Here is a 15,015-nt window from a genome sequence, read left to right as displayed (position 1 = left end):
GGAGCTTAACATGAAGTCAGGACAAAAATCAGCCACGCAAAAGACCCCATTTGTAGGAACGACAACAGCTGACAAGTCTTTCAAAGATCAAAAAGTATTAAAACGTCATCAAGGCTTGCCAAACGCAGGCGCCCGCTCGGCCGATTCAGGCGCCCGAACGGATAATGAGAAAAACAAGAACTGACAACGATATGATTCGATAAGATTATTACTTTGAACCTTTATTTTTACTTTTACCGACAAGGTATTAATAAAGTTTCAAATACGTTATATGTTCCGAAGAAAGAAAGCGCTCATCATCGGTTGTGGATGGGTTGGATTTCGGTTTGCCCAAAAGCTACTGACATTAAATTTTGAAGTAACCGCCACCACAACCTCTGAGCACAAAATAAATGCGTTGGAGGCTGAAGGTATTTCCCCCCTACTGCTAGATTTTAATTTCGAAACTGATTCAGAAACAGTAGCTGTTATTAGTAGTCTACATTATGATCTTGTATTCGTAAGTGTGCCCGCTAAAAAACGTGAGCATCAGCAGACCTGTCTAATGAAATTTGAGCGCCTGGCTAAGTTTCTTCAAAAGATCCAAGCAAAATCGATCATTTATTTAAGCTCTGTTGGTATTTATCCGAGTGCACCTTATCTCATCAATGAGACAAATATTCCAAATTCATCACTCGATCCCAAATTGTTCCAAACAGAGCAGACGCTCGCGATGCGGGTTAATAAGCTGAATATTTTGCGCCTAGGCGGTATATTTGGCGATAACCGCATTCCCGGCAAACACTTCAGCGCTAAAGTATGCGAAGTTGGCAACCAATTTGCAAATTATATCCACCTAGATGATATCATGGCAATCATTTTATGCTTGTATCATCAACGTATCGAAGGCCAACTCTTTAATGCAGTCTCACCACTCCATCCAAGTAAAAAAGAAATCACACTACAAATGGCGGAGAAATATGGCTTCGCACCTCCGAGTTCGTTCGAAAACGTTTCATTTGATAAAAAGGTCATTTCTCCCGCAAAATTAATCTCTGATTTAAACTACCAATTTATATACGAAAACCCGTTGGACTACTAGTCAAATGCTTCCTTGACGGCTTTCCCACGCCAAACAGCAGGCTCCTCCAGTCCAAGTATCCAGGCTATGGTTGAGGCCGTGTCGTAGGTTATGATGGGACTAGATAACTCGTGTCCTTTTTTAACGCCTACACCATGAATGATCCAAGGTATTTGAACCTCATCCAATGATTTTCCACCATGTCCCTTATCTTTACCGCCGTGGTCTGCAGAAACTATTATAATCGTTTCATCAGCAATACCAGCTTTCTGTACCGCCGTTACAATAGCTCCTATTCGCTCATCTACCTTATGAAGCGCTTTGTAATAAGCCGGTGTGCGATGGCCTATATTATGTCCCGTGTGATCCGGTTCGTCAAAATGAATAAAGGTAAATAGGGGCTTGTTTTCCGTAATTGTCTTTACGGCTTCTTTCAAACAAAGTTCTTCGTCGTCGTTCGCAGGAAACGCCCTGCTTATGGCAGCCTTTTCAATCAAATAACCAATTCCCGGCCAGCTATATACAGCAGCGGTATATTCATTAGGCCGTTGATCTCGAATGATGCTGAAAATACTTGGGAATAGTTTATAGCGTGTGGTATAAATTGAAGGGATTTCCGGTGTTTTGCTTCCCCACTCCGTATAGCCATGTAATGTTGGCCCTGCTCCCATTAACATAGAAGCCCAATTGACCGCGCTCGAAGAAGGCAATACTGACCTGGCTTTTAATGTCCAAGCTCCTGTTTCCATGAGCTTTTTAAGATTCGGCATATCTGCTTCCGGTAGGGCATATGCTCCAAATCCATCACATCCGATAAGAATAATATGTTTGGCTTGTTTCACTTGCGCATTCAGCGCAAATACAGAGAACAATAGATGCGTTAAAATGATTAGTTTCTTCATCTGAATATTTGATATAATTCGAACGACTAAACTAATGTTTTAATATTAACAAACAAAGTTTATAAATACCAAAAATAAACGCAATCGATTGCCCAATTTCAACAAATAAAAGGGGATCTAAAAGTATCACTTCTTAGATCCCCATCCCATATTTTACTCTTCATTTACCTATCGCCATGAATCCACTTAAAATTGTATTGTTTCACCGGATTTTTCATCCGTTCGGCAATACGAAGCAATCGATCGGGTAAACGCATAAGGTAATCCCGAGCTTTTTCGCCGGCTTCATTCAAATTGGTCATCGTATCTACTTTCCACTCGTTCAACAGGTCTTTTAAAATATCAACATAATCAATCGCTGTGTAGACTCCCAAACGCTGTGCTGCATCGGAAAAATGCGAAAAAAGTTCTCCTTGTGGCTCCCCCGCCTCTCTTAGGAAATGCGCCGGCATCACAATTTTCTTTTTCATCATATCTTCAAATGCAACCAATACTTCACTGGCATCAACCTCAGCTGCTTTGGAAATAAATGACATATAAGCTTTTGCATGGCGCGCCTCGTCCGAAGCAATAACACCACACATCTTTGCCAGTAGTTTATCGCCTGCTTGTTTCGCTAAACCGGCCACTCTTCGATGCGAGACGTTGGTGGCCAGCTCCTGAAACGAGGTATAAATAAAGTTTCTATAAGGATCCCGACCGGTACCAATATCAAAGCCATCCTGTAACAGATATTGAACCGAAATCTCGAATTGTTTCATGTCGACTCTTCCGGATAAGTATATATATTTGTTCAGGAGATCCCCATGCCTGTTTTCCTCTGCTGTCCATGCCCGAACCCATTTCATCCACCCACCCTGCTCGTGTTTTTCAACATCTTCCACCATAGTCAACCATGATTCGTAGGTTGGCAAAGCCTCCTCTGTAACTGTATCACCAATTAAAACGGCAACTAAATCATAAGGTAGTTCCTTTGCGCTATCTTGTAGATCCTTAACTTCTTGAAAAAAAGTATCTCGCGATGCGTCGGGTAAAAAATCAGCCGGCTGCCACATTTCCTCAACGGGCTTCAAATATTCACTCATTTCGTTGAGCATAAACGGCTCAAGATAGGTCATTACTTCTTTTCTCGATCCCTCGTGTATCGGTTGCATGGTATTTTCCATATAGAAAACAAATATACACATATGGATATAAAATAACGATTAGCGATTTATACCCATTTTTTTCTTCATTGCTTTCCTAGCAACAAATGCTTTAGTATCAGTGTTTTAAAAACTCCATTAATTTTTTAGTAAAAGTTGTGCAGTGACGAAAATTTATTTTCCCGCTAATCAATAACGTACCTCAGTATTTAGATCCTTTATTGATATTCAACGCCGGCTTATAAGGTCTGGGAATAGGTCGCTTTTGACCCCGTTCGGGCATAAGCTTCTCACTTAGTTCGATGCTTGAAATAGACCTCTGTATTTCACGCGGTATTCGCTTCTTGGTTTTCTTTTTTCGCTTTCCCCACCAAATGATAAAGCCTGTAATTGGCAGACTAGCGCCGATCAGGGATGCAAAGAAGGCAATGACTTTTCCTGTCAATCCCAAAATAGAGCCGACATGGATATCATAATTCATTTTGCGAAGTTTTACGCCAAACGAGGACGTAGCGAAGTTTGCTCCGTATACCTCATGCCGGGGAAGCTGTTTTAATGTGTGCTGGTCAAAGCTATAGGCAATATGGTTATAGTACTGCCCTGCACTCGGATAAATAGTCACATTAATGGTAGATTTAGGTTTTGTTGAATCCGGAAAGCTATAATAAAATCCTTCCGCTCGCGAATGTTCACTAATCACTTTGCTCCATACAATATCCATTGCATTTTTTCCTGTAAAATGTTTCCCCATCTGAAGAGAGTCCGACTCAAGACGCGCAAAATCGGGTAACGAATTTCCTCCTGAAGTTGTCCAATACAAGCCTTTGCTAAACCATTGTATACCGTACACCATGCCGGTACAAGCGATTGCGAAAACAATTAACAATGAATAAAAGCCCAGTACATTGTGTAAATCATAGTTAACCCGTTTAAACGAACCTTTCCATTTAATAAAAAAGCTCTTCGCTCGTGCGCTCTTTGTCCATTTCGCCGGCCACCAAAGTACCATCCCCGTTATAAGAGTAATAACGAATACCAATGTACTGTAATTCACAATTGGGCGACCAATTTCATAAGGTAACCACAAAAAGCGGTGACCGTTTAATATAAATCGAAAGAAATCAACTTCCCCCTCTTTTCTTTCACTTACGCTGATAATTTTACCGGTATAAGGGTTCAAACGCAGCGACGTACCCCCGCGACGCCCCTCTCCCATCCCTACATAAATGGCTCGGCCTTGCTGATAAGTTGCATAGGAGACCCTTTTATCCGGAAACTTTGCTGTGGCTATGCGTTGAATCTGAGACGGAGTCAGCACAGGAGCTGCTTGGTGAGTAACGCGCGTTTCCGGTTCAAGGATATAAGTCGTTATCTCATCCTGGAAAACCCAAATGCAACCGGTTAGGCATACAATTATCATCACAATACCCGTGATAAGCCCTAACCAAAGATGAAGCCAGGCTGCTATTCTGTAAAAAAGTGATCGTGATGCGGATTTCCTTACCTTTGTGCTCATTTTAATTGATTAAGAGCTCAAAGATAATGTTATTTAGATTTATTAAAAATAATATCTATAAAATATCTTGCTTTCCCGAATTTTAGCCTTTTAAAACCCTGGCATTTTTTAATTCAGCATCAAAACACGTAAATCGAGCAGGGTAACCGAGCGCTATTTTTCCAATACGATCATGAAGGCCTATAGCTTCCGCAGGGCGACGGCTTGCCATTTCAATAGCTTCTTGTACAGATACACCCAGCTCTTTAATCGCATTTTGGACTGCATCCATGAGAGATATATTAGCTCCTGCAAGATTTCCTTCACTATTTACATATTCTCCATTAATTAATGTTGCATCAAATTCTTCCCACTGAAAACGGGCTTTCTTTTTTCCAAGGAATAAGGCATCCGAAATCAAAAAGAGTTTATCTCGCTTTAATTTATAAGCGATTGTGGCTGCTGAAAAGTCAACATGTTTTCCATCGAGCACAAGGGGAGCATAGATGCGTTCATCGGATAAGACAGCTCCTACCAGTCCGGGGTTCCGATGCTGGAAAGGGGACATTGCGTTAAACAAATGCGTCACCTGGGTAATTCCCAGATTAAAAGCGTTTCTTGCTTCTTCAAATGAGGCATTACTATGCCCCAAAGCCAATGCAATTCCAGAATCCTGCAAGAGAGCGAGTAGATGGTCGTCAAACATTTCCGGTGCAATCGTCATCTGTAAGATAATGCCTTTTCCATATCTCACTATTTCCTCAACCACCGCTCTTTCGGGTTTTTTAATATATTTCAACAGGTGTGCGCCTCTCTTTATCGGATTAATAAAAGGGCCTTCCAAATGCATTCCCAAAATGGCGGATTGTGGATGCTTTTCTATGTATTTTCTAACAGCGTCAATGCCTGCTAAGATGTTATCGATGGAAGAAGTAATAAGGGTTGGCAATACAAACGCCGTCCCATCAGTCAAACACGCCTCTTCAATATCTGATAAACACTGCTCATTCGGATGAGCTGTAAAATGGTAGCTCGCCCCTCCATTTACCTGAATATCAAAAAATCCCGGAGCTATATGCGCTACCCTTTCGTCCGCATTGCCGGCATTTCCTCGATTTATTCCTACAATTAAACCTTTTTCGCAAGTAATCAGTTGATCCGTCAATACCGTTTCACCTGTATAGACTCGATTCGCAAATATTTTCATATAATGATTTCTCTCTTTTTATGGATCTTATACAACCTATCGTTCCTAAAGGAATAGGCTAAAGGTAATGGTTTTAAACGATAAGAAAGCAAAGTGAAACAATGCTTTCTTTTACCTGTTATTTCCCTAAATTATTATGGAGTCTAAAATTCATATATACAGAGCTAAAAGTCCGATCATTGCCACAGCCATTCATGACGGGCATAGTATAGCGCCGTCGCTCCGGTCTAATATGCTTTTATCTGAACACGAACGTATGCGCGAAGAAGACCCCTATACCGCAGAGATGATAAATTTTCCGGTTAATCGAATCGTTGTTGACAATTCACGCTTTATGGTGGACCTGAATAGGCCGAGGGACCGTGCCATCTACCGCTCACCTAATGATGCCTGGGGGCTAGCTGTATGGGCAACGAAGCTTACACAAGAACAGGAAGAGGAAATATTAACTTTTTACGATACATTTTATTCAGAGGTAAAGAAGGTACTGCTTGATCTTATTCAAAGCTACGGATATTTCATTGTTCTAGACGTTCATAGCTACAACCACAGAAGAAAAGATCCTTATATAGAAGCTATATCCAGCGAAAATCCGGAAATAAATATTGGAACGGCCAACAACATTTCTAAATGGAGGCCGATAATAGACACATTTATTGATTCCCTTTCAAAAACAACAATTGATGACCATTTTCCGGACGTTAGAGAGAACATAAAGTTTAAAGGTGGCACATTTTCCAACTGGATATGCTCTCAATATAGCAAATTTGGCTGTGTACTATCCGTGGAGTTTAAAAAGACTTTCATGGACGAGTGGACAGGTCGAGTCAACATAAGCCATTTGATGGACATACAACGCGCTTTACAAGCCAGCATCCTGCCTCTGGAAACCGAACTAAAGAAGTTATACCAAACAGCCTCAACAGATAAATGATCATATGGAGAAAAAGCAAGAAAAGGTTTTGAATCAGATTCAGGACAAGTTGAAAAAAGGTGAACCGATTAGACTTTCCTTACCGGACAAAGGCATACTCAAGATAGACAAACCCGTTCCTTTTCTCCTGGTATACCGTGTTCCTAAAAAGGGCAAAGACAACTTTGCTTATAACCTTGCTAAAACCGAATCATCCTATTTAATTACGTCCGACTATGAAGGAAACGGTCTGACTGAGCTCTTGAAACTCATCTCTGCATATTTAGCAGACCAATTCGGTGGTTTCATGCTCGTAGAGATCTGGCATCAAGCCAAACTGGACGATAAAGCCTTTACAATAAAGGTCAACCAAAAAGGGACGTTGAGTATGGCGACAAAATTGACTGAAGAACTGAATGCACTACGAATAGGTAATCAAAAAATCACGGCGTCACTCGATAAACAAAAAACGGCTGTTGCTCCCCCGGGACGTTCGCCACTTATTGACAAAAATGTAGCTAAACAATCTGAAATTGTATTAGTCGGTGTGGAAATAGCACCTGTTTACAACGATGTTAAAACCGGCAAGCCCTATCCCTTGTTTATGCGCGAATTACGAGCCGCTTTTGGTAAATCGCTACGCAAAAGCCTATTTGAGTTCGTTCGCACAAATACCTCATATAATGCAACTCACTTTGAAATGCTCGGCACGACAGTGTTAGACGACAAAGTTTGGGAAATTGATAATGAGTTGGCAGAATACAGTAATCTTTTTGATTTTCTCCTGTTAGTGACGCCTATTAACACCATGGATGCATGGAAAAATTTTGCAGAAAATAAGTATCTAAAAGCACCCGTTTTTCATTATCGACCGATGCCGATAGAGCCTGAGTTGATCAAGCGTAAAATATACAACTTACCTATTGAGGATATTTCTGATCCCACTATCGCCTTCCTTTTCCGGGATAAACGAAAAGAGATAGATCGGATGCTGAATATGATGTTAGAGCGGGAAAAACCGGATTTTATGCACAGTAGCTTACAAATATTCGGCAATATAGACGAACATCTTTTGGATGTTGCTCGCGCCATCCTTGTTGCCGCCGAGCCAAATTACGAACAAGAGAATCAAGATTTATTAAACGCCTGGGAATTCGCACAAATGGCTGAAAATGAATTAATATGGCTTAAAAAACAGGACGCATCCATCTTAACCGCCGTACGCGTACGCGACGATGTTGATGGAGTCATGGTCTCACGTGGCATACTGAACATCAATAAAAGTTACCAAATTTCGAAGCAACGGGCCTTTGCCCTCATTCAGCATGAAATTGGAACACATGTGGTCACATATTATAACGGCAAAGCGCAACCACTCAAACTCTTCTATATAGGCGTGCCGGGTTATGAACAGCTGCAAGAAGGATTGGCCGTCTTTTCAGAATACTTGTGTGGCGGATTAACCAATCAACGCATGCGTATTCTTGCAGCTCGCGTAGTAGCTGTCAATTCCATGATAACAGGGAATTCGTTTGTTGATACCTTTTTTCTGTTAACCGACAAATATCTTTTTACTCCTGAGGCCGCTTTTCATATTACGATGCGTGTATATCGCGGCGGCGGGCTCACTAAAGACGCCGTCTATTTAAAAGGGTTGCTTAATCTAATCGAGTATATCAAACAAGGTAATGACATTGCACCTTTGCTCATTGGCAAAATTCGCCAGGATTACATACCCGTTATTAACGAATTGACATTTAGAGGTTTATTATCAAAAATACCGATCAAACCTCGCTACTTGAGTCGTCCGTATCTAAAGCATATTGAGACAATTAAAAAAGGGGGAAATATTTTCACCATGCTAAACTAAAGAACATCATTCCTGTTATCTTAAAAAATCAATGCCTTAAAACTATTACTGATGAAAATCGCATTTATTGTGAACCAACTAATGAAGGAAACTGCTGTATACACAACAACAGGATTGGCCTTACAAGCCCATAAAATGGGGCACGAAGTTTATTATCTGGGCGTGGGTGATCTTGCTTATTTTAGCGACGAGCAAATGGGTGGACTTGCGCGGAAGGTACCCTCTAAACAATTTCGTTCGCCTGACACCTTCTTACAAGCCATTAAAGAGAGCGAGAAAATTCAGATAAAAGCAGCTGATCTTGACGTGCTACTATTAAGAAATGATCCTTCCGCTGATATCGACAAACGTCCCTGGGCACAAAACGCGGGCATAGTATTTGGCCAATTAGCGCAAAAGCAAGGCGTTTTGGTCTTAAATGACCCCACTAGCTTGTCACAGGCATCCAACAAAATGTACTTCCAGTATTTTCCAAGGGAAGTGCGTCCGGAAACTATTATAACCAGAAGTGTAGCGGATATCGAGGCATTTTATAAGGCCAACGGTAATAAAATTATTCTAAAACCACTTCAAGGATCCGGAGGGAGGAACGTGTTTCTTATCAATAAACAAGAAGTAAAAAACTTAAATCAAATTGTCGATGCCATTTGTCGCGACGGATTTGTTGTTGCGCAAGAATATCTTCCCGCAGCAAAAAACGGCGATATCCGTTTGTTTTTGCTGGACGGTGACCCAATTGTAGTAAATGGCCACTACGCCGCCATTCATCGTCAACAAAAAAAAGGCGAAATCAGAAGTAACATACATCAGGGCGGTACCGCAGGTAAAGCGAGGATGACAAAGAGAATTAAAGAAATTGTAGAACTGGTAGGGCCCAAGCTTAAAAAGGACGGCATGTTCCTAACCGGTTTGGATGTGGTGGGCGATAAGCTAATGGAAGTAAATGTCTTTAGCCCCGGCGGTTTAGTGCATGCTTGTGAATTGTATGATGCCGACTTCTATACTCCCGTCATAAAGGCCATCGAGGATAAAGTTAGGATTCGAAAGGAATAGTTTTGTTCAACAGAAAGGATTTGCTATCTTGGGTGGATAAGAAGGTTATGGACAATCTTTCGATCGTTTTACGCATAAAATCTATTAAAACAGAAGCGCCTGACACGAAGTCCTTCGTTTTGGAATCAGTGGAAAGTAAGCCGCTTGTTTATAAATCAGGCCAATTTTTGACATTATTATTTAAGCACAACAATGGTGAAGAAGTAAGGAGAAGTTATTCAATCAGCTCATCCCCTCTTTTGAGCGAACCGCTCACGATAACGGTAAAAAAAATACCAAATGGCGAATTCTCTCGAAAGCTGGTAGACCATGCGAAAGAGGGGGATCTACTTAATAGCATCGGTGCCAGCGGCCTTTTTGTTCTACCGGATTCTTATGACCGTCATCTGCTTTTTTGTTTTTTAGCTGCCGGCAGTGGTATTACGCCTATATTTTCCCAGATTAAATCTATTCTTTACGGATCAGAAAACAGTGTCATTTTAATTTATAGTAATAAGAACGCGTTTTCAACCATATTTTTGAACGAAATTTTGCGATTGAAAGACGTGTTTAAAGAGCGTTTTATGCTCGAATTACTTTTTAGCGAATCAGCTCCGTTGACAGAGGGTAGGCTGAGCCAAGGCGTTTTGGATCAACTGGCGCAAAAGTACAACCTTTATAAGGATGATCATATTCTTTTTTATCTATGTGGACCGAACGCTTATATGCGCATGATCAATATTAAGTTACGTGCTGAAGGTGTGCGGTCCGACCACATAAAAAAAGAACTTTTTATTGTGGACGCTCCGCTCTATCAACTGCCGGAACCACCTGAAAGGAAGGCGTATCCTGTTACCATACATTATAAGGGAGAAACTTTCACCATTCAGGTTAAATATCCTATATCCATCTTAGAAACCGCTAAAAAACATGGCAAAGCCTTACCCTATAGCTGCGAAACCGGACAATGCGGTACCTGCGCCGCAATCTGCTCTACCGGTAACGTGTGGATGCGCTATAACGAGGTTTTAGGAGAGCATGCGCTTGCTGAAGGTTACGTACTAACTTGCACGGGCTATCCTATTGGCGGCCCTGTGGAATTAACTATTTAGCAAATCACACACATATGGTTAAGCAGGTACGCGATAAAAATTAAAATTCCGCTATAACCTAAAGCCACAATTAATGCCCACCAGGCTCTGTCGCTTTTTTTAATCATTAACGATGCAATGGCTGAGACCAAAGCAATTGGTGCAGGTAATAATACACCATATACCCACAAATTTGTATTTTCAACAACAAATAAGAGAAAAAACCACAGTGCTGCGAAGGCCGACAGTGTCAACGATACATTCGCCAGCCTTTTGGCACGGTATATTGACTTCAACTGATTGTTAACGTAAGGCATATTAATTGTGTTGCGATATTCTCTATCTCAGAAGCAGATAATTTCTGAGCTTTTGCAGTTAGTATACTGCTCAACTGCAAATGCATAGCAAGTTAGTGTAATATCGGAGGCGATGTAGGAGCTGCTCCGTTCTCGTGATCGGAAAAATAGGCTGAATTTTCATCTAGATGGAGTAAACACTTAAACTGTTTTACGGGCCTTAAACGTTGAAGGATTATTCTTTTGCCATTAAGTCCTTCTACCTCAAGTTGCAGCGGAATGCGCTGATTTTCTGTAGCATCGGATAACAAAGCTTCATAGTCGGAATTTAGCGTACCTTTCACAGCAAAGAATCTTTCCCCCGCACCGTCGTTCATGTAAAGACTATCCCCTTTTAGATAGGCCTCCATTTGAAAGGTATCGTAATTCGTGTCGTGATTATAATACAAATACAGGGTATTTGAAGTGGTTGCCGGCTTAAATTCATACACGTCATTTTCCACACTATTGTTGGGGGCGCTCAGGAAGAACGAAGAATGCGCTTTGGGTGTAACACTTAGCCTATTGGTCATACTAAATGTATTTTCATCTCTTAGATGTATTAGCTTCATACTATCGGGATGAAACTCAGGAAGTATCCGAAATGCAGTGCCGGTATTTTGGCTAAAATTTTTGAAGACAAATTCACTTTCCGCTAAAAGTTCTTTATCAATTCCTTCATAGACTATAAACGCATCACGATCGGCGCTCTTTGTTTCTTGGAAGAAAATCTTTTCGCCTTTCTGCTCCCATTTTCCAACAATTGTTCGATCTATTGCACCATAGCTCATAGCAAAAACAAAATGATGTTGCGGCAAGATGTATAGCTCTAAGGCAGCCTCTCTTTGTGATCCATTGTAACTACCGATAAAGGGGCTTTGTCCGTAAGCCATTCCCAGTGTTAGCGTCAGCAAGATCGTTAATTTACTTCTCATTATTTGCACTTAAAAGAATGTGACAACGGATGTTGTCACTTGCACAAAAGTAAGGTTTTAGCGAGCGTAGCAAAATAGCTGAAAATCGGGATTTCACAAACGAGTGTCTTCGAAGCAAATGTGCAGACTACAAAAAAGGCAAGTGAAGCCACTTGCCTGGTTTTTCATGTGTGTTTAATCTAATCTCGATTCAACCTTGCAAAGATATAATTTATTATGCATACATAAAATAGTTGTTTTCAGGTATTTTCCTCATTCGTACAAATGAGCCCATGTCACAGACTAAAAAAACTAGCAGAAATCATGTATTTTTATAAGCTCCCTGAAAATCGGGGTTTTACTATTTGCTTTGTTCCACTTCGTCAAAAAAACTAACTTGCCAAAAATATGAGGTCCACGGTTAGATATACGCTTTTTAGCTTGTTGATTATGACGATTGTTTTGCCCTTGCGCGGTAAACAGCAATCCCCATTAATTGACAGCTTAAAAAGAGAACTCAAAAATGCTCATTCCGATACTTTAAAAGCACGTTTATATGTTGGTATTGGCAGTCATTTAGCCTCGTCCGATAGTTCAGGTGGTTTTCAAGCCCTAAAAAAAGGGTTAAGTCTTGCCTTATCAAGCGGAGAAGACTACTACATTGCCAACGCGTATGCATCGTTGGCAAGATTCTTTCAAATTTATTATTTGCAAGATAGCGCTGAAAGCTATTATCAAAAGGCCGAGCATTTATTGCTACAGTATTCCAATGTCCGAAATCAGAAGCTACTGCTCTTTATTAAGCAGAATCACCTTACGTTAAAAATCAGTAAGGAACCGGATAAAGCCCTCAACGAAGCGCTTTCTCTCGTGCCACTGGCTTACAAAGTAGGTGATCAGGTCACCTTGGGAAATCTATATAATAATATCGGAGTCTGGTTTATGAATATCAGCCAATATGAGAAAGCGATACAGTATTTTAAGAAAAGCGTAGCCGTAAAAATAGTTGAACGCAAACAATATGCGCGATTCGCTTATTCCTACGTAAACTTAGCCGCTTGTTATTATAGAAGCGATCGAATTGACGAGATGAAACCGTACCTGGACGAAGCCAAAAATTATTTATTAAAGGCCAATGATCGTCAGGAAGTGTGGAGCTGGTATTACAACTATCGCGGACTGTACGCCTTCGAAAAGAAGCAATATCAACCGGCGGAGAAAGACTTACTAAAGGGGCTTTCTATTGCAAAAAAAGAGACCGATGCGCTTGCCCAGAGTAATATCTTAGGAACTTTGGTAAAGCTGAAGCAGGCCATGGGTGATAATCAACGAGCTTTAGCCTATGCACAGGAGAACGTTCGCCTAAATTTAAAAGGCAGCCAGTTAGGTGCATTGGATGATTTAGCTGACATCTATGAAAAAATTGGTGATTATAAGCATGCATACGAAGCTAAATCCTTATATGCGCACCTCGCCGACAGCCTAAATGAATCGGAAAAAAAGGCGAACCTGAATGAAATTGAGGAGAAATTCCAAAACGCAAATAAGCAAAAACAAATTTTACAATTACAACATGAAAACGAAGTTAAATCTTTTGCCTTGCAAAAAAATCGCCTTTATACCGGCTTATTGACGGCCACATCTCTTTTATTATTGACCTTAGCTGTCTTGTATTTTCAATCCAATCGTCATCATAAGAAGCAGTTAATACAACATAAAAAGCTACATCAACTGGAGATGGATAAGATCAGTCAGCACAACCAGATATCCTTGTTATCAGCGATGTTAAACGGGCAAGAGTCCGAGCGAACACGAATCGCACGTGATCTTCACGATGGTCTGGGAGGCTTGTTATCAGCATTAAAAATCGAGCTGTCCAGTGCTTTAAAAAAGGAAAATAAATATACCAAGCTTACCGACCCTTTAAAAAAAATTGACTATGCCGTAGATGAGCTACGATTCATCTCGCAGAACTTGATGCCTGAGACGCTCTTAAAATACGGTCTTGGCGAGGCCATTAAGTCGTATTGCTCACGTATGCGAAACAAGGGAATACAACTCATCTGTCAGATATTTCACTATAATAATGAACTAACACAGGAAAAGGAATTGATCTTATATCGAATCATGCAAGAATTGGTAACGAATGCCATTCGTCATGCAAAGGCCAGTACCATTTTTGTCCAACTCTTGAAAAGCGAAGACAAGGTAACGTTAACTGTAGAAGATAACGGGATCGGCTTTGATAAAACACTATTGGTTAAAAACAGAGCGGGCAACGGCCTTACCAATATACTTTCCCGCATCGAATATATTCAAGGCGAGCTCGATGTTCACTCGCAAATCGGCAATGGCACCACTTTCACTATAGAATGTAATATTAAATCATGATAAAGGTTATTATAATAGACGATCATCCCATCGTAATTGACGGTTTAAAGAATTTGTTCTTCACACATGAAGATATTTCCCTGATTGAGTCGTACAAATCAGGAAAAGAGGCCATAGATGCATTGAAAGGAATGGACGTAGACGTCATTCTTTTAGACATCAACCTACCTGATATGAACGGAATTAACTTATGCAGTGATTTAAAGCGAAACCATCCCGGTTTAAAAATAATAGCACTAAGTTTACACAACGAACATGCAGTAATTCGGAGCATGCTGCAGAATGGTGCCTTAGGTTATGTTATCAAGAATGCCCCTGGCGACGAAATTCTGGAAGCGATACGAACGGTTGCGCGGGGACAAAAGTATTTATGCTCTGCTACGCGTACGACAATGGCCAATGCCGAAGCCGATCAACACATAACGGTTCCACTGATAACCCGACGGGAGAAGGAAGTCTTACAGCTTATCGGTAAAGGTCTGACAACACAGCAAGTTGCTGATCAACTTTTTATCAGTCCACATACCGTAGAGAGTCACAGAAAAAAATTGATGGAAAAATTTGAAGTAAACAATATTATTTCCGTCATAAAATTAGCAACTGATTATCGTTTGCTGTAATTACTTGAGCGTTTTTTCCTTGCTTGTTAAATAGGGAAAT

At 40.7% G+C, this 15,015-nt stretch carries 13 protein-coding genes; 8 read left to right on the top strand and 5 right to left on the bottom strand.

Annotation, left to right across the window (positions count from 1 at the left end):
* Positions 1-10: 10 nt before the first annotated feature.
* Together M1D52_RS11090 and M1D52_RS11085 are read left to right on the top strand one after the other, a co-directional pair.
* Complete coding sequence (locus tag M1D52_RS11090; RefSeq protein ID WP_013667357.1) at positions 11-184, top strand: hypothetical protein; 174 nt, start codon at positions 11-13, stop codon at positions 182-184.
* A gap of 87 nt (positions 185-271) precedes the next feature.
* Positions 272-1,081: a Rossmann-fold NAD(P)-binding domain-containing protein gene (locus M1D52_RS11085; RefSeq protein WP_437392604.1), complete on the top strand. Its 810-nt coding sequence runs from the start codon at positions 272-274 to the stop codon at positions 1,079-1,081.
* Here the strand turns inward: M1D52_RS11085 and M1D52_RS11080 are convergent.
* The 4 genes from M1D52_RS11080 to nagA form a co-directional block, all read right to left on the bottom strand.
* On the bottom strand, positions 1,078-1,962 hold the full coding sequence (locus M1D52_RS11080) for an alkaline phosphatase (RefSeq protein ID WP_289553342.1): 885 nt from the start codon (positions 1,960-1,962) through the stop codon (positions 1,078-1,080). The genes M1D52_RS11085 and M1D52_RS11080 overlap by 4 nt on opposite strands.
* Positions 1,963-2,126: 164 nt before the next feature.
* Positions 2,127-3,128, bottom strand: a complete 1,002-nt coding sequence (locus M1D52_RS11075; protein WP_041387628.1) for an acyl-ACP desaturase — start codon at positions 3,126-3,128, stop codon at positions 2,127-2,129.
* A 181-nt stretch (positions 3,129-3,309) separates the two neighbouring features.
* Positions 3,310-4,623 (bottom strand): PepSY-associated TM helix domain-containing protein, encoded by a 1,314-nt coding sequence (locus M1D52_RS11070; RefSeq protein WP_377608632.1) that lies wholly within the window; start codon positions 4,621-4,623, stop codon positions 3,310-3,312.
* 82 nt (positions 4,624-4,705) lie between these two features.
* Complete coding sequence (gene nagA, locus M1D52_RS11065) at positions 4,706-5,809, bottom strand: N-acetylglucosamine-6-phosphate deacetylase (RefSeq protein ID WP_437392603.1); 1,104 nt, start codon at positions 5,807-5,809, stop codon at positions 4,706-4,708.
* A 136-nt stretch (positions 5,810-5,945) separates the two neighbouring features.
* Here nagA and M1D52_RS11060 point away from each other — a divergent pair, with 136 nt between their 5' ends.
* The 4 genes from M1D52_RS11060 to M1D52_RS11045 are packed head-to-tail and all read left to right on the top strand — an operon-like array spanning position 5,946 to position 10,736.
* Positions 5,946-6,743 carry an N-formylglutamate amidohydrolase gene (locus M1D52_RS11060; protein ID WP_377608628.1) on the top strand — a complete coding sequence of 266 codons (798 nt, stop codon included), beginning with the start codon at positions 5,946-5,948 and terminating at the stop codon, positions 6,741-6,743.
* Between the two features lie 4 nt (positions 6,744-6,747).
* Positions 6,748-8,592: a flavohemoglobin expression-modulating QEGLA motif protein gene (locus M1D52_RS11055; RefSeq protein ID WP_437392602.1), complete on the top strand. Its 1,845-nt coding sequence runs from the start codon at positions 6,748-6,750 to the stop codon at positions 8,590-8,592.
* 51 nt (positions 8,593-8,643) lie between these two features.
* Positions 8,644-9,645, top strand: a complete 1,002-nt coding sequence (locus M1D52_RS11050; RefSeq protein WP_013667364.1) for a glutathione synthetase — start codon at positions 8,644-8,646, stop codon at positions 9,643-9,645.
* Positions 9,646-9,647: 2 nt separating this feature from the next.
* Positions 9,648-10,736 (top strand): flavin reductase family protein, encoded by a 1,089-nt coding sequence (locus tag M1D52_RS11045; protein WP_130855699.1) that lies wholly within the window; start codon positions 9,648-9,650, stop codon positions 10,734-10,736.
* Between the two features lie 388 nt (positions 10,737-11,124).
* Here M1D52_RS11045 and M1D52_RS11040 read toward each other — a convergent pair whose 3' ends face one another.
* Positions 11,125-11,985, bottom strand: a complete 861-nt coding sequence (locus M1D52_RS11040) for a hypothetical protein (protein WP_377608623.1) — start codon at positions 11,983-11,985, stop codon at positions 11,125-11,127.
* 387 nt (positions 11,986-12,372) lie between these two features.
* Between M1D52_RS11040 and M1D52_RS11035 the strand changes: the two genes are divergently transcribed.
* Positions 12,373-14,355, top strand: a complete 1,983-nt coding sequence (locus tag M1D52_RS11035; protein WP_377608621.1) for a tetratricopeptide repeat-containing sensor histidine kinase — start codon at positions 12,373-12,375, stop codon at positions 14,353-14,355.
* Positions 14,352-14,975, top strand: coding sequence for a response regulator (locus M1D52_RS11030; protein WP_377608619.1), 624 nt, complete (start codon positions 14,352-14,354; stop codon positions 14,973-14,975). The genes M1D52_RS11035 and M1D52_RS11030 overlap by 4 nt, the downstream gene beginning before the upstream one ends.
* Positions 14,976-15,015 lie beyond the last annotated feature (40 nt).

This window comes from Olivibacter sp. SA151, from assembly GCF_054130995.1.
Note: the sequence above shows the minus strand (reverse complement) of the source record. Positions and strands in the feature narration are given on the sequence as shown.